Genomic DNA, 19,278 nt, shown 5'->3' on the forward strand with positions numbered 1-19,278 from the left:
TCGGTGAGTTCGCATCATATCGATCCGTCAGCTCAGGCAGCGTGCGCCGACAACAGCCGGGCCAGCCCCCGGGGCATGACCCGGATCATCGCGGCCAGTGCCCCGTACCGCTTGCTGGGCACCACCAGCGGGCGGTTGCGGCGCAGCCCGCGCAGGCTGTCGGCGACGATCTTCTCGCTGGGAGTCCAGAAGAACTCCGGCACGTCGTCGACCCCCTCGGTCATCTCGGTGTGCACGTAGCCGGGGCACACCGCGGTGATCCGCACCCCGAGCGGGCGGGCCCGCACGGCCAGGCCCTCGCTGAAGGAGAGCAGGAACGCCTTGCTCGCGCCGTAGGTCACGCTGGGCGGGAAGCCCGGCAGCAGCCCGGCCAGGGAGGCCACGTTGACGATGCCGCCGGCCTTGCGCTCGATCATCCCGGGCAGGGCGGCGTTGATCAGGCGCAGCGGCGCGACCGCGTTGGTGGCGACCACGTCCTCCTCACCTGCGGGCGCCCCCTCCCCCAGCACGGTGTCGCCGCCGGGGATGCCGGCGTTGTTGATCAGCAGGTCGACCGGCCGGTTGGTGTCGGCCAGGCGCTTCTCGATCTGGCGCAGGTCGCCGTCGTCGGTGAGGTCGGCGGGCATGGTCTCCACGGTCACCTGGTACCGCTCGCGCAGCTCGGTGGCCAGCAGCTCGAGGCGTTCCGCCCGGCGGGCGACGATGACCAGGTCGCAGCCCCGCGCGGCGAGCACCCGCGCGTAGGCCTGCCCGATCCCGCTGGAGGCCCCGGTGACCAGCGCGGTGCGGTACTCGGTCACGACCGCTCCTCCACCGGGCCGGTGTCCTGGCCCAGCCGGAACGCGATGTGCCGCAAGGACAACGGCGACATCAGGTCGGCCGCGGAGATCCCGGTGCAGCCGTTCTTGGCCAGCCGCCCCAGCACCGCGGGGATGTCCAGGAACCGGCCGCCCGCACCGGCGTAGCAGTCCGCGAGGTCGATCCGGGCTTCCGGGTAGGTGGCGGCCAGCGCCTCGGCCAGCGCCTCCTCGGCCGGGGTCTGCGCGGTGCCGTCGCCGTGCCGCCCATCTCCTTGGCGCACAACGGGTTGGTCCGCCCAGTCCGCCCCCTCAGGTGGTGCCTCGGCGTAGCAGCGGTACCAGCCGGGGGCCATGATCAACGGGTTCAGGTAGAGCTGTTCCAGCAGGAAGTCGCGCAACTCGGGCGGTCCCAGGTCGGGGTCCTCGGTCACCACGTGCGCCAGCAGCCGGTCGCCGTCCGCGCCGGGTTCGACCAGGACCTCGGCCTGGGTGACGCCGGGGCAGGACTCCAGGGTCTCCTTGGTCAGCTCCAGGCTCACCCAGTCCTGGCCGACCTTGGCCCAGCCCGGGTTCAGGGTCGCGGTGGCCGTGCCGGTCAGCCGGGCGGCGAGGGCCTCGCGTTCCCGCAGCACCCCTTCCAGCCCGGCGAGCAGCTCCTTCGACTCCTCCAGGCTCAGCAGGTGGTCCCCGGCGCGCAGGCCCACCTCCATCACGTCATCGGCCGGGTTGACGTGCACGTAGAGCGTGTCGCACAGCCCGTCCCAGGTCTCGGCCACCACCTCGTCCGGCGGGAACGTCGCGGGGTCCTCGGTGACCGCCGCCGAGTTGTGCGGCCGGTAGTTCAGGTGCAGCGCCGCGTTGGGCCGCAGGCCGCGCCGGGCCACCTCGCGGGCCTCCACCTCCAGCAGCACGGCCGGCTCGAAGTGCCCGTACCGGAACGCCCGCAGGCCCGCCGACCAGGTGCGGCGCAGCAGCGTGCGCAGGTCGGGGCCGCCGGAGGTGTCCACGATGATCTGGCCCATCAGCGCGTAGCAGCCCACGCTGGCCGCCTGCGCCTCGTCGAACCGGTTGGAGATCACCGTCTCGATGGCGATCCGCTCGCTGCCGGAGCGCTGCGCCACCAGCACCGCGAACGCGGCGGTGACCACGGTGAACGGGCTCAGCTCGTACTCCGCGCAGACCTTCTGCAGCTCCGCCAGCAGCGAGCGCGACCGGTGGATGACGTAGTGGGTGCGCAGCTGCGGCAGGTCGCCGCAGTAGGGCGCGAGCAGGTTCGCCGAGGCGGCCGCCTCCGGCTTCGCCCAGTGCGCGCGGGCCCGCTGCGCGATGGCCTGGTACTCCTCGGTGGCCTCCATCGCCGCCTGGTCCAGCGGGTGCCAGCGCGGCTCGCCGAGCTCGGCCGACCGCCGCTGCGCCGTGGCCGCCATCAGCTCGCCCAGCTCCTCGGCCACGATGTCGGCGCCGCGGGCGTCCACCGAGATGTGGTGCACGAAGGCCACCAGCACCACCGGCTTCGCCTCGCGGGTGAACACCACGGCGCGGTAAGGCCATTCGCGGTCCAGGTCGAACTCATCGCCGATGAGCTCGACGGCCAGCTCGATCGCGGCCTCCGGCTCGACCTCCTCCTCCGGCAGCTCCCGCACCACGATCACCGGCGCTTCGGCCGCGCACACCGACTGCACGGGTTCCGTTGTGGAGTAACGGGTTCGCAGCGCCTCGTGCCGGTCGACCAGGGTGGCCAGCGCGGCCTCGACGTCAGCGAGGGCCAGCCCCTCCGGCACCGGGCAGGCGCGCTTCATGGTCAGCGACATGGACAGGAACCGCTCCTCGGGATCGAGTTGCTGTTCGAGCCAATGCCATTGCTGGGCCCAGTTCAGCGGTCCAGATCGAACGACGGTGACAGACACAAGCCCTCCTCGGGACTGACTGATCCTTCTTCGCCCCGCGCGAGCACCGGGCAGGTGTTCGGAGGCCACTGTGGACAGCGGCAACGGCTCCGCGATCCGTTGTCCGCCATGGGTGAGGTAGTTCGCGGGCAGTCCGCGCCCGCCGGAGGGCCAGTTGCCGTCCCTGGTTCCCAGCGGGGTGCCGTTCCGGTCCTCGCCGTAGATCATGGCGGTCGGCGCCCGTTCGGTGAACAGCGGTTCGGACGGGTCCGCGCGCACCCGTTCGGCCTCGGCGGCGAGCAGGTCGCGCAGCAGCCGGGTGCCCTCGCGCGGGTCGAGCGGGCCGTGCTCGGGCAGCTGGTCCACCACCAGCAGCTGGTTGGGTTGTTCGTACGGAGCCAGGTGCGGTTCGATCCGCGCCCGCCAGTACCTGGCCTCGTGCCCGCCGCGGTCGGCGACCAGGAACACCAGCTGGCAGCCCCGGCGCTCGTCCTCGATCGGCACCACCGACACCGGCCGCCCGCACCGCCGCGCCTTGCGGGCCAGCGCCTCCGGGTAGAGGGTGTGGCCGAGGCGGTGCACCGCGGCGCGCCTGCCGAGCACGTGCAGGTTGCCCGCGCCGTCCCGGAAGCCGAGGTCGCCGGTGCGGTAGACCTCCTGCCCGAACGGCGCTACCGTGCCGTCCTCGGCGAGGTAGCCCGCCATCAAACCGGTGGTGCGCACGCAGATCTCGCCGGTCTGCCCGGCCGCTGCCTCGCGCTCGCCCGCGCGGATCTCCACCCGCACGCCCTCCAGCGGCCGCCCGCAGCCCACCGGGTTGTCCACGCAGGACAGCGCGATGTTGCCGGCCTCGGTGCTGCCGTAGCCGTCCAGCAGCGGCGCGCCCAGCAGCCGCCGGAACCGCTGCGCCACCGAGGGCGCCAGCGGCGCGCCGCCGACGCACCACATTCGCACCGCGGCAATACCGGCGCGCAGTTCTTCCCGGCGTTCGAGCACATTGAGCAAACTGTGGTAAGTGGCCGGGGTGGCGTCCACCACGGTGGCCATGACTTCACCGGTCAGGCCGTGGTCGACGCGGTTCAACGGGGTCACTTTGAGCGAACAGCCGACCGCCCACCAGAGCAGCACCAGCGAAAGTCCGTACTGTTGCGAAAAAGGCAGCAGCGGCAGTAGCACATCATCAGGCCGGTATCCCATCCGCCGCCGGGTGGCCTCGATATTGCGCCGGATCGACTCCCCCGACCGAACGATTCCCCTAGGTTCGCCACTAGGGCCGGAGGACCAGCAGACAAGACCGTCGCCGCGCCTGTACCAGTTCGCGAAGGAAAGTCCACCGGAAACGTTCCCGGCCCCGGTCAGGTCACCGATGCGCAGGCAGGTGGTGCCCGGCGCGTGGCCAGGGGGCAGGAAGTCATCGGCCGAGTCGTGCAGCGCGAAACGGGCCCTGGCCATACCGGCCGACCGCGCGCGTTCTGCCTGGTGGCGGCGGGGATCGAGCAGCACGACCGAGGCGTCCAGGTGCAGCAGGGCGAACAGCGCCACCGGGAAGTCGGCCGAGTTGTCCGCGCTGAGCAGGACCCGGTCGCCACGGCTGAGCCCGGCCGCGCTGAGCCGGGCGGCCAGGCCGAGTGCGGCGCTTTCCACCTCGGGCAGCGACCGGTGTGAATCCGCGGTGACGATCCCCGCGAAGACCTGCCCCCGCGCACCCTCAGCCATGTCACACTCCGTGGTTGTATTTCGACGCGGGCGAACACCGGAGCGTCTGTCAATACCGTTCGGGTTCCTCCTCGAACAAACCCTTAATGCCGAATAAGCAATCAGATCGAGGAAGAACAGTCAAGCGCGCCTGCCCGCACTGGACGCGGTCAAACAGCGGCAGTAGGTTCTCGCCGGAGCCGATTGGAATGCATCCTCTACAGCGGCACGCGCGGCGTGAAAAAGAACGGACCAACGCTGATGACTGAATGCGCGACCAGCACGTCGATTGACACGAGCCGATGGCCGGAACACTTGGTCGTCGGCGACCCGAGCCGCGTCCCGGTGCTGTCCGTGCCGGTGCACCTGGCCCTGGAGGCCGCGGGCCGGCGCGCGCCCGGCGCGCCCGCCGCGACCGACCACCGGTGTGCCCTCGACTACGCCGCGCTGGCCGAGCTGAGCAGGCGGTTCAGCGGCTGGCTGTGGGAGCGCGGCCTGCGCCCCGGCGACCGGGTGGTGGCCCGCGCCGAGTCCTCGGTGGACTTCCTCGCGCTGCTGCACGGCGCGCTCCGGCTCGGCGTCACGCTGGTCCCGGTGCACGTGCAGACCCGGCCCTACCAGCTGCTGCCGCTGATCGCCGACGCCGACCCGGCGCTGGTGCTGGCCTTCGACGCCGAGATCCCCGACCTCGCCGGGTCCGGGGCCAAGGTCGTCGGCATCAACCAGGCCTGGGGCGAGGCGGCGCACACCCCCGCCCGCGCCGAGACCGACGAGACGGTTCCAGCTGCCCCGGCCTTCCTGCTCTACACCTCCGGCAGCTCCAGCCAGCCCAAGGCCGTGGTGTGCAGCCACCGGCAGGTGAACACCGCGCTGGCCGCGGTGGCCGAGCAGCTGCGCTACCGCGCCGACGACGTGGTCTTCGGCAGGCTGCCGCTGGCCTTCGACTACGGCCTGTACCAGATCCTGTTGTGCGCCAACGCCGGCGCGCACCTGGTGCTGGCCGACCACGCCACCAACGCCGAGCTGCTGCCGATGATGCGCGACGCCGGCGCCACCGTGCTGCCGGTGGTGCCCACCCTCGGCCGGATGGCGGTGGCCCTGGCCCGCCGGGGCACCCAGGTGAACACGCTGCGGCTGATCACCAACACCGGCGAGGCGCTGACCCGCGCCGACCAGGTCGGCCTGCGCACTGCCTTCCCCAACGCCGAGCTGGCCCCCATGTACGGCCTGACCGAGTGCAAGCGGGTCTCCATCCGGCCGCCGACCGCGGTGGACCTGCCCACCGACTCGGTCGGCCCGCCGCTGCCCGGCACCCAGGTCGCCATCCTGGACGAGCACGGCGATCCGTTGCCCCGCAACCAGACCGGGCAGATCGTGGTGCTCGGCCCGCACGTGGCCGACGGCTACTGGCGCGCCCCCGAACCCACCCGCGAACGCTTCGCCACCTGCGTGGCCACCGGGCGGCGGGTGCTGTTCACCGGCGACCACGGCCACCTGGACGAGCACGGTGAACTGGTGATCGGCGGACGGCTGGACGACGTGTTCAAGAACTCCGGCGTCCGGGTCAGCGGCAGCGAGATCGAGGCCGCCGCCGCGGACATCCCGGGCGTGCGCGCCGCGGCGCTGGTCCGCCCGCCGGGCAAGGCAGGACCGCTGCTGTGGGCAGAGGGCGAGATCGAACCGGCCGAGGTGCTGCGCGAGCTGCGGCTGCGGCTGGAACCGGCCAAGGTGCCCGCCCGTTGCCAGGTGCTGCCCAGCCTGCCCACCACCGCCAACGGCAAGCTCGACCGCAAGCAGCTGCTGGCCAGGGCCAGCGAGGAGTCGGCATGAGCGACCCGGCCGCACTCGCCCGGCGCTACGGCACCCCCGCCTACCTCTACGACCTCGCGCAGGTGCGGGCCGCGCACGCGCAGCTCTCCGCCGCGCTGCCGCGGCCCAGCACCCTGCACTACTCGCTCAAGGCCAACCCGCACCCGGAGCTGGTGCGGCAGCTGGCTGAGCTCGGCTGCCACGCGGAGGTCTCCTCCACCGGCGAGCTGGACACCGCGGTGCTGGCCGGGGTGCCCGCGCCGGACATCCTGCACACCGGCCCCGGCAAGACCCCTGCCGAGCTGCGGCACGCGCTCAGCCTCGGCGTCCGCCGGTTCTCCGTGGAGTCCGCCGCCCAGCTGCGCCTGCTCGACGAGATCGCCGGGCAGAGCCAGGTCCGGGTGTCCTGCCTGCTGCGGGTGAACGCCGGGCGCGGCGCGGGCGGGAAGCTGCGGATGGGCGGGGTCTCCCAGTTCGGCATCGAGCTGGACCAGCTGCTGGCCGAGCCGGACGCCTTCCGCGGCACCGATTTCGCCGTGGTGAACGGGTTGCACCTGTTCCCGGTGTCCGGAGTGGACGATCCGGCCGCGCTGCTGGAGACCTTCGCGATCAGCGCGCGGGCCGCCCGGCAGGTCGCCGAGGCCGGCTTCGAGCTGGCCGAGGTGGACCTGGGCGGCGGGTTCGCCACGCCCTACCTCCGCCCTGGCGACCCGGTCGACTACCGGGTGCTGCGCGGCGAGCTGGAGTCCCTGCTGGACGCCGAGCTGCCCGGCTGGCGCGAGCAGCGACCCCGGATCTCCTTCGAGTCCGGCCGCTACCTGGTCGGCTCCTGCGGCACCTACGTGTGCGCGGTGACCGACGTGAAGGCCAACGGCGAGCGCACCTTCGTGGTGCTCGACGGCGGCATCAACCACCTCGGCGGGCTCTCCGGCATCGGCCGGATGCTGCCCACCAGGGCGGCGGCCGAGATCCTGACTTCGCGCGCAGAATCCAGCCCGAAGGTTCCGGTGGACCTGGTCGGCCCGTTGTGCACCCCGGCCGACGTGCTGGCCAGGAACCTCGAACTCCCCGAGGTGCGCGCCGGGGACCTGATCGCGATCCGCAACGCGGGCGCCTACGGGCTCAGCGCGAGCCTGCTCGGCTTCCTCAGCCACCCGGCGCCGGTGGAGCTCGTGCTGGACGGCGGGACCGTCCGCTCGGCGAGCGCGATCGCGACCGTGCGCACCGAAGTCCATGCCGCACAAGACCGAGCAGGAGCGATGAGTGGTGACCCGAACTAAGTCCTTGCCCACCGGAGAACGCAGCGGCCACGACCTTGCCAACGTGGTGGCCGTGGCCGCCGAGCACGCCGCCGAGGTGGACAGCGGCGGCCGGTTCCCGGTGGAGGCGCTGGCCGCGCTGCGCGCCAGCGGCCTGATGGGCCTGCTGGTGCCGGTCGAGCACGGCGGCCTGGGCGGCGGCCTCACCGACCTGGTCGAGGTGGCCGGTGAGCTGGGCGGCGCCTGCCTGTCCACCTCGCTGATCTGGACCATGCACTGCCAGCAGGTCGACGTGCTGGTCCGGCACGCCCAGCCGGAGCTGCGCGAGCGGCTGCTCCCCCGGATCGCCGCCGGCGAGGTCTACCTCGGCTCGGTGACCACCGAGTCCACCGTCGGCGGGCACCTGCTCACCAGCGAGAGCCCGCTGCACGCCGAGCAGGGCCACTACCGGCTGACCAGGCGCGCGCCGATCGTCACCGGCGCCGCGCACGCCGACGGCTTCCTGATCAAGATGCTGGCCTCACCCGAGGCGGCCGCGCAGGAGGTCAGCATGGTCTACCTGGACCGCGCCGACCTGGACATCGAGGTGCGCGGGGCCTGGGACACCCTGGGCATGCGCGGGGTGGAGAACCTCGAGCTGACGCTGACCGGCCAGGTCACCGATGAGCGGCTGATCGGCGGCCGCGGCAAGTTCCGCGAGATCGCGGTGGAGTGCATGGGGCCGATCGCGCACCTGAGCTGGTCCGCCTCCTGGCTCGGCGCGACCAGGAAGGTCTGGTCCGCGCTGCTGGCGCACCTGCGGCGGCCTGCCAGCAAGATCGACCTGCGGGACTCGCTGACCGCGGTCCGGGTGGCCCGGGTGCGGGCCAAGCTGGAGGCGGTCAGCGCCTACCTGCACACGGTGCGCGCCGAGGTCGAGCGGCACCGGGCGCAGGGCACTTCACTGGGCTCCTCCGCCACCCAGATCCACCTGAACACGCTCAAGGTGCTGGCCGCGGAGGAGTGCCTGGCCGCGGCCACCGCGATGATCCAGCTCGCCGGGCTGGACACCGGCTACCGGCGTGACTCCCCCGTGCCGTTGGAGCGGCTGCTGCGCGACCTGACCGCGGCCAGCCTGACCTACTCCGACACCCGGCTGCTCACCGCGAACGGCGCGCTGAGTGTGCTCGACCCCGCCGTGACTCTGGCCGGCGCCAACTGATGGAAGGACTGGACATGGAATGGGAACCCGGCTTCGAGAAGATCCTCCGGCAGCACCTGCCCGCACTGGGCGCGGAGGCGGAGCTGCCTGAGGCGGCCGGCCTGGCGGACCTCGGCCTGGACTCGCTGCAGACGGTGGACCTGCTGCTGGAGCTGGAGGAGCACTACGGCATCAGCTTCCCGGACGAGGAGCTCTCCGCGGAGACCTTCGCGACCGCGGGCGCGCTGTGGAAGGTGATCTCCGGACTCGCGGATCGCTCCTGAACCACCGCACGGCAAAAGCGCCTGTGCACTCCCGCCTCCCGGGGGTGCACAGGCGCTTTTTGTTGTCCTGCTGGGAAATTCCGCGCATGGCAATGCGGCCGGTGTCGCTGGGACACCGACCGCACTGGTTCGAGAGTCGCCAGGCTCAGCTGGCCTGGACGGCGCCCTCGATGAACCCGGTGAACTTCTCCAGGCCGACCGACTCCGGCGCGCCGAAACGCGGGCGCTTGAACAGGAACGGGCACACCTCGTCGAGCACACCGGCGTGCTTGCGGTCCAGCGCCACCTTGGCGACCCTGGCCGCGTTGGCCAGCACACCGGCGGCGTTCGGGCTGTCCTCGACCTCCATCCGGATCTCGATGTTGAGCTGGGAGTCCAGCACCGAGGTGGCCTCGATCCGCAGGAAGCAGGTCTTGGTGTCGCCGAGGAACTCGACGTAACCGTTGGGACCGGCCATCACCTTGGTGGCGTCGATGCCCGCCGCCTTCAGCGCGCTGCCCTTGGAACGGATCTTGCCGGCCGCCCGGACCGGGTCGGACAGGTTGAGGAAGTCGGTGTTGCCACCGATGTTGAGCTGGTAGGTGTTGGTGATCGCCAGGTTCCTGGACTGCAACAGCTCCAGCAGCGCGGTGTGCAGCGTGGTCGCGCCCAGGTGGCTGCGCAGGTCATCACCCAGCAGCGGCACCGAGTTCGCCTCGAACAGCGCCACCAGCTCGGGGTCGTGCGCCACCGGCTCCGGCGTCGCGTTGACGAAGGCCACCCCGGCCAGCGCCGCGGCGCGGGCGTAGGCCTGCACCGCCGCGGTGGCACCGGTGGGCAGCACGCACAGCAGCACCTCGGCCCGCACCTCGCGCAGGCGCTGGGTGACGTGCTCGACGGTGATGTTCGCGCAGTCCGGGTGCGGGTCGATGGCCGCGGCCAGCTTGCCCTCGATGCCGTCCAGCAGCGGCCCGGCCTCCACGGTCAGGCCCTTGGGCTCGACGTGCACGTGCGCCACCGCCGCGGTGGGCGCGGTGACGATCGCCTTGGCGAAGTCCAGGCCGACCTTGCGCTTGTCGACCTCGAAGGCTGCCACGAAGTTCACATCGGAAAGGCGGTAGCCGCCGATTTCCTGGTACATGATGCCGTGCAGCTGTTCGGAACTGCGGCCGGCCAGCTCGACGGTTTGCGCGATGCTGGAAGCACAGCCGCCGACTCCGGCCAGGGCGACTCGCACCTCAGCGGAACCGGTGGGTTTGGCGTCAGTCATATTGCGATTCCTTTGTCCTGATGGCAGCTGCTACAGCGGCAGACGGATCCGACGTCGTTGTTCGAAGACGTACCACTCCCGGAAGCCCATTTCCTTCAACTGCTTCCGGACCAGCTCGTGCTCTTCCCCTACTCGTTCCGGGTCGTGCGCATCCGAGCCGAAGGTCATCTTGACCCCTCGACGCCGGGCGCGTTCCAGCAGGTCATCGGCTGGATACCAACCACCGCAGTCCTTGGTCTTGCCTGAGGTGTTCACCTCGACGACCACATCGGCCGCCACGATCGCGTCAAGCATTGTGTCGACCGCCGGCGTGTCGATTTCCGCGATTTCCGGACAGACCGCCTTGATCACGTCGATGTGGCCAAGGATATCGAACATTCCGGCACTGGCCGAACGCGCGACCAGGTCGCAGTAATCTTCCTTGGCCTTCCGCAGGTCAGCCTTGCTCGCTCCTTGCCAGCGCTCCCTGCGGAACAGGTCGACACCGTCGAGCACGTGCACCGAACCGATCACATAATCCAATGGATACCGGGCGTAGATGCTCGCGTAAAGCTCCGCGTGCTCCGGGAAGTAGTCGGACTCGACCCCGACCAGGACTTTGATCCGATCGCGGTATTCCGCGCGCAGCCGGATGGCCTCGTCCAGGTAGGCCGGGAACTCCGACTTCGCCATCGCCACCCCCGGCAGCGGCTGCTCGGCCGGGTCGGCGAAGAACGGCGAATGGTCCGACACCCCGATGATGTCCAGGCCGTGGCTGATCGCCGCCTCGATGTAGCTGCGCAGCTCGCCCCGCGCGTGCCCGCACCGGGAATGGTGGGTGTGCAGGTCGAAGGTGGTCATAGCGCGGTGTAGCCCCCGTCGACCATCAGGTTCTCCCCGGTCACGTAGCTGGCCTCGGCGGAGAGCAGGAACGCGATGGTGGAGGCGATTTCCGAGGGGTCGGCGGTGCGCTTGAGGATGTGCTTGCCGCCGATGTCCGGGTGCTGGTCCGCCTGTGCCCTGGTCAGGCCGAGCTCCTCGCGGTGGTAGCGCTCGTTGTTGGCGTTCCAGACCGTGCCCGGGTTCACCGCGTTGACCCTGATCCCGGAATCGGCCAGGTCCAGCGCCATGCACCGGGTCATGTTGGCCACCGCCGCCTTGGTGGCGTTGTAGGTGAGGTATCCGGGCTGGGCGATGTGGCCGGAAATGGAGGCGATGTTGACGATCGAGCCGCCACCGGCCCGGGCCATGTGCGGCGCCGCGTGCTTCACGCACAGCGCCTGCCCCATGATGTTGACGTCCATGATGCGACGCCATTCGTCCACGGTCGCCTCGAGGCCGCGCATGATGAACACCGCGGCGCAGTTCACCAGGAAGTCGACCCGGCCGAACTGCTCGGCGGTCCCGGTGACCGCGGCGATGACCGACTCCTCGTCGGCGACATCGGTGTGGGCGTACCAGACCCGCCCACCGGCCTCGGTCAGTTCCGCTTCGGCGGCCTTGCCGTAATCGTCGCTGACATCCGCGATGGTGACCGCGACCCCCTCGGCCACCAGCCGGTCCACGGTCGCGCGGCCAATTCCCTGGGCGCCACCGGTGACGATCGCCACCTTGCCGTCAAGCCCCTGCATTCTCTCGCCTTCCACTGCCGGTGTAGTGCGCGGTCACTCTTTTTCCAGCCGGTTCGCCAATTCGTTCCACGTTTCCGCGTTGACCCGCGCCAGCTTCGCGATGATTCCCGAGCAGTGCTCCGGGAAGTCGTTGACCAACTGGTCCACCTGCGACAGGTCGACGGTGTGGAAGTTGAGCCAGCGCAGCAGCTGGCGGCCCTTTTCCTTCGAACGGATCGAAGGGTCCTTCTGCAGGATGTCCATGATCTGGCCCCGGTCCGGCGCCTCCCGCCGCGGCGGGGTGGCGACCTCGGCCCTCGGCTGCTTCTTCGGCTGGGTGAGACCGCGGTGCCTGGCCGGCACCGGATCCTCGCCCTGCCGCAGGCGCTCGCGGACGTCCCACACGGTCGACGGGGACACCCCGGCGGCCCTGGCGATCTCCCGGACCGAGGCCTCGGGGTTGCCCCGCATCAGCTCGCTGGCCAGCTGACGACCGGCGGAGGCGTTGAGCGGGCGCACCCGGCCGTCCCGGCTCACCCTGGCGTTCGACTGCGGACTTTCCTCGCTCGAACGCCGCCGGATCGCGGCCACGGTCTTGGCCGAGAGCCCGGACAGGGTGGCGATCATGCGGTCGGACCACTGCGGCCGGATACCGATGATGCGGGTGGCCGCGGCCGTGCGGTCGTTCAGCGACAGCGGCAGGCCGTGCGTGACATTGGCCTCCACCGCGAAGACGAAGGCGTCCTGCTCGCCGCCCTCGAAGAATCGCACCTCGATCTCGTCCCAGCCGCGGAGAACGGCCGCGCTGAGCCGGTGCATGCCATCGATGACCCGCATGGTGGAGCGGTGCACGATGATCGGCGGCAAAGGTGCCTCGGATTCGGCGAGGACTTTGACGTGCTCCTTGTTCTCACCACTCAGCCGGGGCGAGTCAGACGGCCGCAGCGAGCTGATCGGAATGATCTCGGTTGGACTTCGCTCCAGCTGACGAATGCGCCACGAGTTCGGCGCGACTTCTTCCAGGCCGGAGCCAGACCCCAAAGGTTGAACAGGGTCAGAAATACTCATGAATTCCCCAAAGGCTCATGTGTGACGCACAAGTACGAGTCAATCCGGCACCGCGGATCAGCTCCGCGAAACTGGTCTGTTACTTCGCACCCGCGCCACCTGCCCCGGCGGCAACCTGTCGTACCTCATCATTGACCAACCCCAGTTCGTGCGCGCGAAATGGGTGACGTGGTCGCACTCAGGAATCACCGGACCACCGCGCCCATTATCACACGATAGTTGTCCAGACAACCCAGTTGCACGAATTCACCCCGATGGCTGCAACCATAATCGAGCGATGATCGAGTTGACCAGAAGTGCACCATTGACGAAATTTTCGAAAACTTCCGGGACTTCCGCCCCCGAACCCGGTAGAGTGCCCACCTTCAACATGTACAGCGTTTACCGGCACCTTGCGCACGGACCTGGTAACGCTCCGCGATCTTGATGCGAGCAGCAGGCGCGCCGCGGACCAGTGACAAGTGACCAATCGCACTGCCGCGCGCGGGACAAGACGGACGCGTCGGGGCAGCGCGAGCACGCTCGGTATTGAGAAGCGAATACTCAGTACTGCGAAACCCGGGCCGACGTCCTGCTAATGGCCCTTGACCGCCGGCCTTCCCGTACTCGACCGCGTCACCAGTTTGGCGGGGACCTCGAGGTGCCGCGCGGGTCCGCCGGGATTGGCCATGCGTTCCACCAGCAGTTCCACGCAGTGCCGTCCGATCTCGGCGAAGTCCTGGCGCACCGTGGTCAGCGGCACCGGCAGGTAGGCCGCCTCCGGGATGTCGTCGAAGCCCACCACGCTGACCTCCCCCGGCACCGACCGGCCGGCCTCGTGCAGCGCGCGCAGCAGCCCCAGCGCCATCTGGTCGTTGGCCGCGAACACCGCCCGCACCTCGGGATCGGCCGCCAGCGCCTTGCCCCGCTCGTACCCCGAGGCCGGTGACCAGTCCCCGCGCACCGGTTCGGGCACCGGGGCCCCGGCCGCGCGCAGGGTGTCCCGCCAGGCGTGTTCGCGGCGGTGGGCGGCGTGCGAGTCGCAGGGGCCGGAGAGGTGCCAGACCGTGTCATGGCCAAGGGAGAGCAAGTGGTTGACGGCTTGGCGGGCGCCGTCGGCCTGGTCGATGTCCACGCCGGGGTAGCCGTGCGCGCGGTCGCCGTCGGCGACCACCACCGGCAGTGCGGAGGGCAGGGTCAGCGCGGGCGTGTCGAGGATGCGGGACTCGATCAGCACGATGCCGTCCACCGACTGCACGGCCAGCCGGTCCACCGCCTCGGAGACGGCCTGTTCGGTCCGCGCGCGCACGCCCATGAAGTTGACCGAGAACCCGGCCTCGCCCGCGGCGGCGGTGATGGCGCCGAAGGTGCGGGCGTTGCCGAGGTCGCCGATGTCGAAACTGACCACGCCGATCATGCCGAAGCGGCCGGTGACCAGCGCGCGGGCCGCGGTGTTGGGCCGGTAGCCCAGTTCGGACATGGCCGCGCGCACCCGTTCCCTGGTGGCCGGGTCCACGTTGGGGTGCTCGTTGGCCACCCTGGACACCGTCTGCGCGGACACCCCGGCCAGCCGGGCCACATCGCCCTGGGACGGGCGGCGCACCGAGTTGACCCGGTCCCTTCTGACCATGCCGGACATCATTCCAGTCCCTCTTGACACCGCGCGGCGGCACTCCCAGACTGTCCGCACCAGATCGATGTTTACGTAAACATAACCCTGCGAGGCGGACCATCGTGAGTTCTCAGCGCAGGCGCACCGCACTCACCGGGTACGCGTTCTTCGCCCCCTTCCTGCTGGTGTTCCTGGCCACCGTGGTGCTGCCCCTGGGTTACGCGGGCTACCTCAGCCTCTTCCACGAGCGACTGGTCGGCGGGCGGGTGTTCGTCGGCCTGGACAACTACCTCAAGGCGCTCAGCGACCCGGTCTTCGGCGCGGGCCTGCTGCGGGTGACCGGTTTCCTCGTGGTGCAGGTGCCGTTGATGCTCGGCCTCGCGGTGGTCGCGGCGCTGGCCATCGACAGCGGCAGGCTGTGGCGGCCAGGACTGTTCCGCGCCGGGGTGTTCGTGCCCTACGCGGTGCCCGCGGTGGTGGCCGCGCTGATGTGGGGCTACCTCTACGGCACCGACTTCGGCCTGGCCGGACAGCTCGGCAAGCTGCTCGGCCTGTCACTGCCGGACTTCCTCGGCGGATCCTGGCTGCTCGCCGCCATCGGCAACATCGTCACCTGGGAGTTCGTCGGCTACAACATGCTCATCTGCTACGCCGCGCTGCGCGCGATCCCGCCCGAGCTCTACGAGGCGGCCGAGGTCGACGGCGCGGGCCCGCTGCGGGTGGCCTGGAGCGTGAAGCTGCCCGCGCTGCGCCCGGCGCTGCTGGTGGCCACGGTGTTCTCGGTGATCGGCAGCTTCCAGCTGTTCAACGAGCCCAGCATCCTGCAGAGCCTGGCCCCGGCCTCGATCACCACCGGCTACACGCCCAACCTCTACGCCTACAACCTGGCCTTCGACGGCCTGCGCTTCGACTACTCCGCCGCCATCGCCGTGTTGGTGGGCCTGGTCACCGTGGTGATCGCCTACGTCGTGCACACGGTCACCGAACGCCGGGAGCGCCAGGGATGAAACAGCGCCGTCCTTCACTCGCGCTCACCTTGCCCATGCTGCTGATGCTGGGCTACGCGCTGCTGCCGCTGGTGTGGCTGTTCGTCAGCGCGACCAAGTCCGACGCCGACCTGTTCAGCTCCTTCGGGCTGTGGTTCGGCGGCGAGTTCTCCTTGTGGGACAACATCAAGCGGGTGCTGGCCTACGACAACGGGATCTACCTGAGCTGGTTCGGCAACAGCCTGCTCTACGCGGTGGCCGGGGCCGGTGGCGCGGCGCTGATCGCCACCCTCGGCGGCTACGCGCTGGCCAAGTTCGACTTCCCCGGCAGGCGCTGGCTGTTCCTGCTGGTGCTGGGCGCGATCTCGGTGCCGGGCACCGCGCTGGCCCTGCCCACCTACCTGCTCTTCGCCGAAGCCGGCATCGTGGACAGCGCGTGGGCGGTCATCCTGCCCTCGCTGGCCAGCCCGTTCGGCCTGTACCTGATGCGCGCCTACGCCCTGGAGGCGGTGCCGGACTCGCTGCTGGAGGCGGCCAGGCTGGACGGCGCGGGTGAGCTGCGGATCTTCGGCACCATCGCGCTGCGGCTGCTGGCCCCCGGCCTGGTCACCGTGCTGCTGTTCGCGCTGGTGGCCACCTGGAACAACTACTTCCTGCCGCTGACCATGCTGAGCACGCCGGAGCGGTTCCCGCTCACCGTCGGGCTGCGGCAGTGGAACGCCCTGGCCAACGGCGGTTCCGGCGGCGGCGAGGCGATGTACCCGTTGCTGCTCACCGGCAGCCTGCTGGCGATCGTGCCACTGGTGGTGGCTTTCCTGTTCCTGCAACGGTTCTGGCAGTCCGGACTGGCCACCGGCGCGGTGAAGGGATGAGGATGCGCGCGCTGTTGCTGGCCGTCCTGCTGCTGACCGGCTGTGCCGCCCCGGTGCAGGACGGGGTGCGGCTGACCTTCTGGACCTGGGTGCCCGGCATGGACGCGCTGGCCCGCAAGTTCGAGGCCACCCACCCCGGGATCCGGGTGAAGGTGGTCAACGCGGGGCAGACCAAGGACACCTACACCAAGCTGCAGATCGCGGTGCGCGCCGGGCGCGGCGCGCCGGACCTGGCGCAGATCGAGTACTCCGCACTGCCGCAGTTCGCGGTCACCAAGCAGATCGCCGACCTCTCCGCCCTCGGCGCGGACGCCCTGCGGGACCGGTTCACCGACTCGGCCTGGGCGCAGGTGAGCATCGGCGGCCGGGTCTACGGCGTGCCGCAGGACACCGGCCCGATGGTGATGTTCTACCGCAGGGACGTCTTCGACCGGCTCGGCCTCACCCCGCCGCGCACCTGGGCGGAGTACGTGGAGACCGGCCGCCGGATCAAGGCCGCCGACCCACAGGTCCGCCTCGGCTTCCTGGACCCCGGCGACCCCGGCACCGTGGACGGGCTGCTGTGGCACGCGGGCGCGACGCCGTTCCGGTTGCGGGACAACACTTCGGTGACCCTGGACCTCACCGGGTCGCCGGGTGCGCGGGCGGTCGCGGACACCTGGTCCACGCTGCTGCGCGAGGAGCTGGTGGCGCCGGTGCCGAGCTGGACCGACGAGTGGTGGAAGGCCGCCTCGGCCGGCCGTTACGCCACCTGGCTGGCCGGGGCCTGGGCGCCGGCGAACCTGGCGCACGCGATCCCGGAGTCCAGCGGGAAGTGGGCGGTGGCCCCGATGCCGAAGGACAGCCCGGGCGAGGCGGAGAACGGCGGCTCCTCGGTCGCGGTGGTCGCGGGGAGCGAGCAGCAGGCCGCCGCGCTGACCTTCGCCACCTGGCTCAACGCCGAACCCGAGGGCGCGGGCCTGCTCAACCGCGAGCTGGGCCTGTTCCCGGCCACCCGCGCGCTGCTGCGCGATCCGGCCTTCCTGGACCAGGAGCTGCCCTTCTTCGGCGGCCAGCGGGCCAACCGGGTCTTCGCCGCGGCCTCGGACGGGGTGCGGCCCGGCTGGCACTACCTGCCGTACCAGCCCTACGCCAACACCCAGTTCAAGGACACCGTGGGCCAGGCCATCGTCAACCGCACCGCCCTGGGTCCCGCGCTGGCCGACTGGCAGCGCCGCATCGCCGACTACGGCCGCGAGCAGGGTTTCACCATCACCACCGGAGGATGAGCACCGGCATGCTGGCTCTGACCGAAGACGGCTTCACCTTGCACGGCAAGCCTTTCCGGCTGATCTCGGGCGCGCTGCACTACTTCCGGGTGCACCCGGACCAGTGGGCCGACCGGCTGCGCAAGGCGCGGCTGATGGGCCTGAACACCATCGACACCTACGTGCCGTGGAACCTGCACGAGCCGCGCCGCGGCGAGTGGCACTGGGACGGGATCGCCGACCTGCCCAGGTTCCTGGACCTGGCCGCGGCCGAGGGCCTGCACGTGCTGCTGCGCCCCGGCCCCTACATCTGCGCCGAGTGGGACGGCGGCGGACTGCCCGCCTGGCTGCTGGCCGAACCGGACATCCGTTTGCGCACAACCGATCCGCGTTTCCTGGCCGCGGTGGCGGACTACTTCGCCGAGCTGCTGCCGAAGGTGCGGCCACACCTGGGCGGGCCGGTGCTGGCGGTGCAGGTGGAGAACGAGTACGGCGCCTACGGCGAGGACACGGCCTACCTGGAGGCGGTCGCGGGGATGCTGCGCGCGGGCGGGGTGAACCTGCCGCTGTTCACCTGCGACCAGCCGGGCGACCTGGTCAAGGGCGCGCTGCCGGGGGTGCTGGCCACCGCGACCTTCGGCAGCCGGGCCACCGAGGCGCTGACCCGGCTGCGCGAGGTGCAGCCCAGCGGGCCGCTGGTGTGCGCGGAGTTCTGGGACGGCTGGTTCGACCGCTGGGGCGGCGTGCACCGGACGCGCACTGCCGGGGACGCGGCGTCCACTTTGGACGAACTGCTGGGCGCGGGCGCCTCGGTGAGCATCTACCTCTTCCACGGCGGCACCAACTTCGGCTTCACCAACGGCGCCAACGACAAGGGCACCTACCGGCCGACGGTGACCTCCTACGACTACGACGCCCCGCTGGACGAGGCGGGCGACCCGGCGCCGAAGTACCACGCCTTCCGCGAGGTCATCGCCCGCTACGCGCCGGTGCCCGACGAACCGGTCCCCGCTCCCGGCCGCAAGCTGTCCGTGCCGGAGATCCAGCTGACCGAGTCGGTGTCGCTGCTGGACTCGGTGGCCGCGCTCGGCGGCGGACGGCGGTTCCTGACCCCGCCGACGATGGAGGAACTGGGCCAGGCCAGCGGGTTCACCCTGTACGAGACGGTGCTGGCCCAGGACGGGCCGATCACCCTGGAGGTCAGCGAGTTCGGCGACCGGGTGCAGGCCTTCCTGGACGGCCAGCCGGTCGGCGTGCTGGAACGGGAGAACCACGAGCACACGCTGCGCTGCCGGGTCCGGCCGGGCGCGGTGCTGGCCCTGCTGGTGGAGAACCAGGGCCGGGTCAACTACGGGCCGGGCATCCACGACCGCAAGGGCCTGCTCGGCCCGGTCCGCGCCAACGGCACCGAGCTGCTGGGCTGGACCGCGCACCCGCTGGAGCTGACCGAGCTGTCCGGGCTCGACTTCACGGACGAGCCGCCGGGGCTGGGTCCGGTCTTCCACCGCGGCACGCTGGAACTGGCCGAGCCCGCCGACACGTTCTTGGCGCTGGCCGGCTGGACCAAGGGCAACGCCTGGGTCAACGGCTTCCCGCTGGGCCGCTACTGGTCCCGCGGCCCGCAGCGCACGCTCTACGTCCCGGCACCGGTGCTGCGGCCGGGACGGAACGAGATCGTCGTGCTGGAACTGCACGCGACCAGGGCCCCGGTGGTGGCCCTGCGCGAGCATCCTGATCTCGGTGAACTGGAGGAATGACGTTTC

Annotated in this window: 15 protein-coding genes; 8 read left to right on the forward strand and 7 right to left on the reverse strand. The window is 70.8% G+C overall.

Translation table 11 applies throughout. The annotated features are described in order from the left end of the window. Positions 1 to 32: 32 nt before the first annotated feature. Together N8J89_RS24870 and N8J89_RS24875 are read right to left on the reverse strand one after the other, a co-directional pair. Positions 33 to 800 carry an SDR family NAD(P)-dependent oxidoreductase gene (locus N8J89_RS24870; RefSeq protein ID WP_283659420.1) on the reverse strand — a complete coding sequence of 256 codons (768 nt, stop codon included), beginning with the start codon at positions 798 to 800 and terminating at the stop codon, positions 33 to 35. Further along, positions 797 to 4,402 (reverse strand): class I adenylate-forming enzyme family protein, encoded by a 3,606-nt coding sequence (locus N8J89_RS24875; RefSeq protein ID WP_283659421.1) that lies wholly within the window; start codon positions 4,400 to 4,402, stop codon positions 797 to 799. The genes N8J89_RS24870 and N8J89_RS24875 overlap by 4 nt, the downstream gene beginning before the upstream one ends. 324 nt (positions 4,403 to 4,726) lie before the next feature. Here N8J89_RS24875 and N8J89_RS24880 point away from each other — a divergent pair, with 324 nt between their 5' ends. From N8J89_RS24880 to N8J89_RS24895, 4 genes are read left to right on the forward strand one after another with little or no spacing between them, the layout of a single operon-like run. Beyond that, complete coding sequence (locus N8J89_RS24880; RefSeq protein ID WP_283659422.1) at positions 4,727 to 6,211, forward strand: class I adenylate-forming enzyme family protein; 1,485 nt, start codon at positions 4,727 to 4,729, stop codon at positions 6,209 to 6,211. Beyond that, positions 6,208 to 7,470 carry a type III PLP-dependent enzyme domain-containing protein gene (locus N8J89_RS24885; RefSeq protein ID WP_283659423.1) on the forward strand — a complete coding sequence of 421 codons (1,263 nt, stop codon included), beginning with the start codon at positions 6,208 to 6,210 and terminating at the stop codon, positions 7,468 to 7,470. Before N8J89_RS24880 ends, N8J89_RS24885 begins: the two co-directional genes overlap by 4 nt. After that, positions 7,454 to 8,650 carry an acyl-CoA dehydrogenase family protein gene (locus tag N8J89_RS24890; protein ID WP_283659424.1) on the forward strand — a complete coding sequence of 399 codons (1,197 nt, stop codon included), beginning with the start codon at positions 7,454 to 7,456 and terminating at the stop codon, positions 8,648 to 8,650. Before N8J89_RS24885 ends, N8J89_RS24890 begins: the two co-directional genes overlap by 17 nt. A 14-nt stretch (positions 8,651 to 8,664) precedes the next feature. Beyond that, on the forward strand, positions 8,665 to 8,913 hold the full coding sequence (locus N8J89_RS24895; protein WP_252484367.1) for a phosphopantetheine-binding protein: 249 nt from the start codon (positions 8,665 to 8,667) through the stop codon (positions 8,911 to 8,913). 145 nt (positions 8,914 to 9,058) lie between these two features. On the opposite strand, the gene N8J89_RS24900 is transcribed toward N8J89_RS24895, so the two are convergent. The 5 genes from N8J89_RS24900 to N8J89_RS24920 all read right to left on the reverse strand — a co-directional run bounded on the left by N8J89_RS24900 (position 9,059) and on the right by N8J89_RS24920 (position 14,428). After that, positions 9,059 to 10,162: an inositol-3-phosphate synthase gene (locus N8J89_RS24900; protein WP_252484366.1), complete on the reverse strand. Its 1,104-nt coding sequence runs from the start codon at positions 10,160 to 10,162 to the stop codon at positions 9,059 to 9,061. Positions 10,163 to 10,192: 30 nt separating this feature from the next. Next, positions 10,193 to 11,002 (reverse strand): histidinol-phosphatase, encoded by an 810-nt coding sequence (locus tag N8J89_RS24905; protein ID WP_283659425.1) that lies wholly within the window; start codon positions 11,000 to 11,002, stop codon positions 10,193 to 10,195. Beyond that, positions 10,999 to 11,772, reverse strand: a complete 774-nt coding sequence (locus tag N8J89_RS24910; protein WP_283659426.1) for an SDR family NAD(P)-dependent oxidoreductase — start codon at positions 11,770 to 11,772, stop codon at positions 10,999 to 11,001. Before N8J89_RS24910 ends, N8J89_RS24905 begins: the two co-directional genes overlap by 4 nt. Before the next feature lie 33 nt (positions 11,773 to 11,805). Then, a complete protein-coding gene (locus tag N8J89_RS24915; protein WP_502868327.1) occupies positions 11,806 to 12,588 on the reverse strand; it encodes a hypothetical protein in 783 nt (260 codons plus the stop codon). Between the two features lie 805 nt (positions 12,589 to 13,393). Further along, positions 13,394 to 14,428: a LacI family DNA-binding transcriptional regulator gene (locus tag N8J89_RS24920; RefSeq protein WP_283659428.1), complete on the reverse strand. Its 1,035-nt coding sequence runs from the start codon at positions 14,426 to 14,428 to the stop codon at positions 13,394 to 13,396. A 104-nt stretch (positions 14,429 to 14,532) separates the two neighbouring features. Between N8J89_RS24920 and N8J89_RS24925 the strand changes: the two genes are divergently transcribed. Genes N8J89_RS24925 through N8J89_RS24940 form a run of 4 tightly spaced genes read left to right on the forward strand, consistent with a single transcriptional unit; the run spans position 14,533 to position 19,272 of the window. Next, positions 14,533 to 15,417: a carbohydrate ABC transporter permease gene (locus N8J89_RS24925; protein ID WP_283659429.1), complete on the forward strand. Its 885-nt coding sequence runs from the start codon at positions 14,533 to 14,535 to the stop codon at positions 15,415 to 15,417. 35 nt (positions 15,418 to 15,452) lie between these two features. Then, complete coding sequence (locus tag N8J89_RS24930; RefSeq protein WP_283659430.1) at positions 15,453 to 16,268, forward strand: carbohydrate ABC transporter permease; 816 nt, start codon at positions 15,453 to 15,455, stop codon at positions 16,266 to 16,268. Continuing rightward, positions 16,265 to 17,536 carry an ABC transporter substrate-binding protein gene (locus tag N8J89_RS24935; protein ID WP_283659431.1) on the forward strand — a complete coding sequence of 424 codons (1,272 nt, stop codon included), beginning with the start codon at positions 16,265 to 16,267 and terminating at the stop codon, positions 17,534 to 17,536. The genes N8J89_RS24930 and N8J89_RS24935 overlap by 4 nt, the downstream gene beginning before the upstream one ends. An 8-nt stretch (positions 17,537 to 17,544) precedes the next feature. After that, the gene (locus N8J89_RS24940) at positions 17,545 to 19,272 is read left to right on the forward strand and encodes a glycoside hydrolase family 35 protein (protein WP_283659432.1); all 1,728 of its coding nucleotides are present in this window, start codon (positions 17,545 to 17,547) and stop codon (positions 19,270 to 19,272) included. Positions 19,273 to 19,278: the final 6 nt, after the last annotated feature.

This window comes from Crossiella sp. CA-258035, from assembly GCF_030064675.1.
In the GTDB taxonomy this organism is placed as follows: domain Bacteria; phylum Actinomycetota; class Actinomycetes; order Mycobacteriales; family Pseudonocardiaceae; genus Crossiella.

Coding starts and splice junctions, on each gene's coding strand:
- N8J89_RS24920 (WP_283659428.1), bottom strand. CDS start 14,428: ATGGTCAGAAGGGACCGGGTCAACTCGGTGCGCCGCCCGTCCCAGGGC.
- N8J89_RS24935 (WP_283659431.1), top strand. CDS start 16,265: ATGAGGATGCGCGCGCTGTTGCTGGCCGTCCTGCTGCTGACCGGCTGT.
- N8J89_RS24900 (WP_252484366.1), bottom strand. CDS start 10,162: ATGACTGACGCCAAACCCACCGGTTCCGCTGAGGTGCGAGTCGCCCTG.
- N8J89_RS24895 (WP_252484367.1), top strand. CDS start 8,665: ATGGAATGGGAACCCGGCTTCGAGAAGATCCTCCGGCAGCACCTGCCC.
- N8J89_RS24885 (WP_283659423.1), top strand. CDS start 6,208: ATGAGCGACCCGGCCGCACTCGCCCGGCGCTACGGCACCCCCGCCTAC.
- N8J89_RS24915 (WP_502868327.1), bottom strand. CDS start 12,588: ATGCGGGTCATCGATGGCATGCACCGGCTCAGCGCGGCCGTTCTCCGC.
- N8J89_RS24905 (WP_283659425.1), bottom strand. CDS start 11,002: ATGACCACCTTCGACCTGCACACCCACCATTCCCGGTGCGGGCACGCG.
- N8J89_RS24930 (WP_283659430.1), top strand. CDS start 15,453: ATGCTGCTGATGCTGGGCTACGCGCTGCTGCCGCTGGTGTGGCTGTTC.
- N8J89_RS24875 (WP_283659421.1), bottom strand. CDS start 4,402: ATGGCTGAGGGTGCGCGGGGGCAGGTCTTCGCGGGGATCGTCACCGCG.
- N8J89_RS24910 (WP_283659426.1), bottom strand. CDS start 11,772: ATGCAGGGGCTTGACGGCAAGGTGGCGATCGTCACCGGTGGCGCCCAG.
- N8J89_RS24940 (WP_283659432.1), top strand. CDS start 17,545: ATGCTGGCTCTGACCGAAGACGGCTTCACCTTGCACGGCAAGCCTTTC.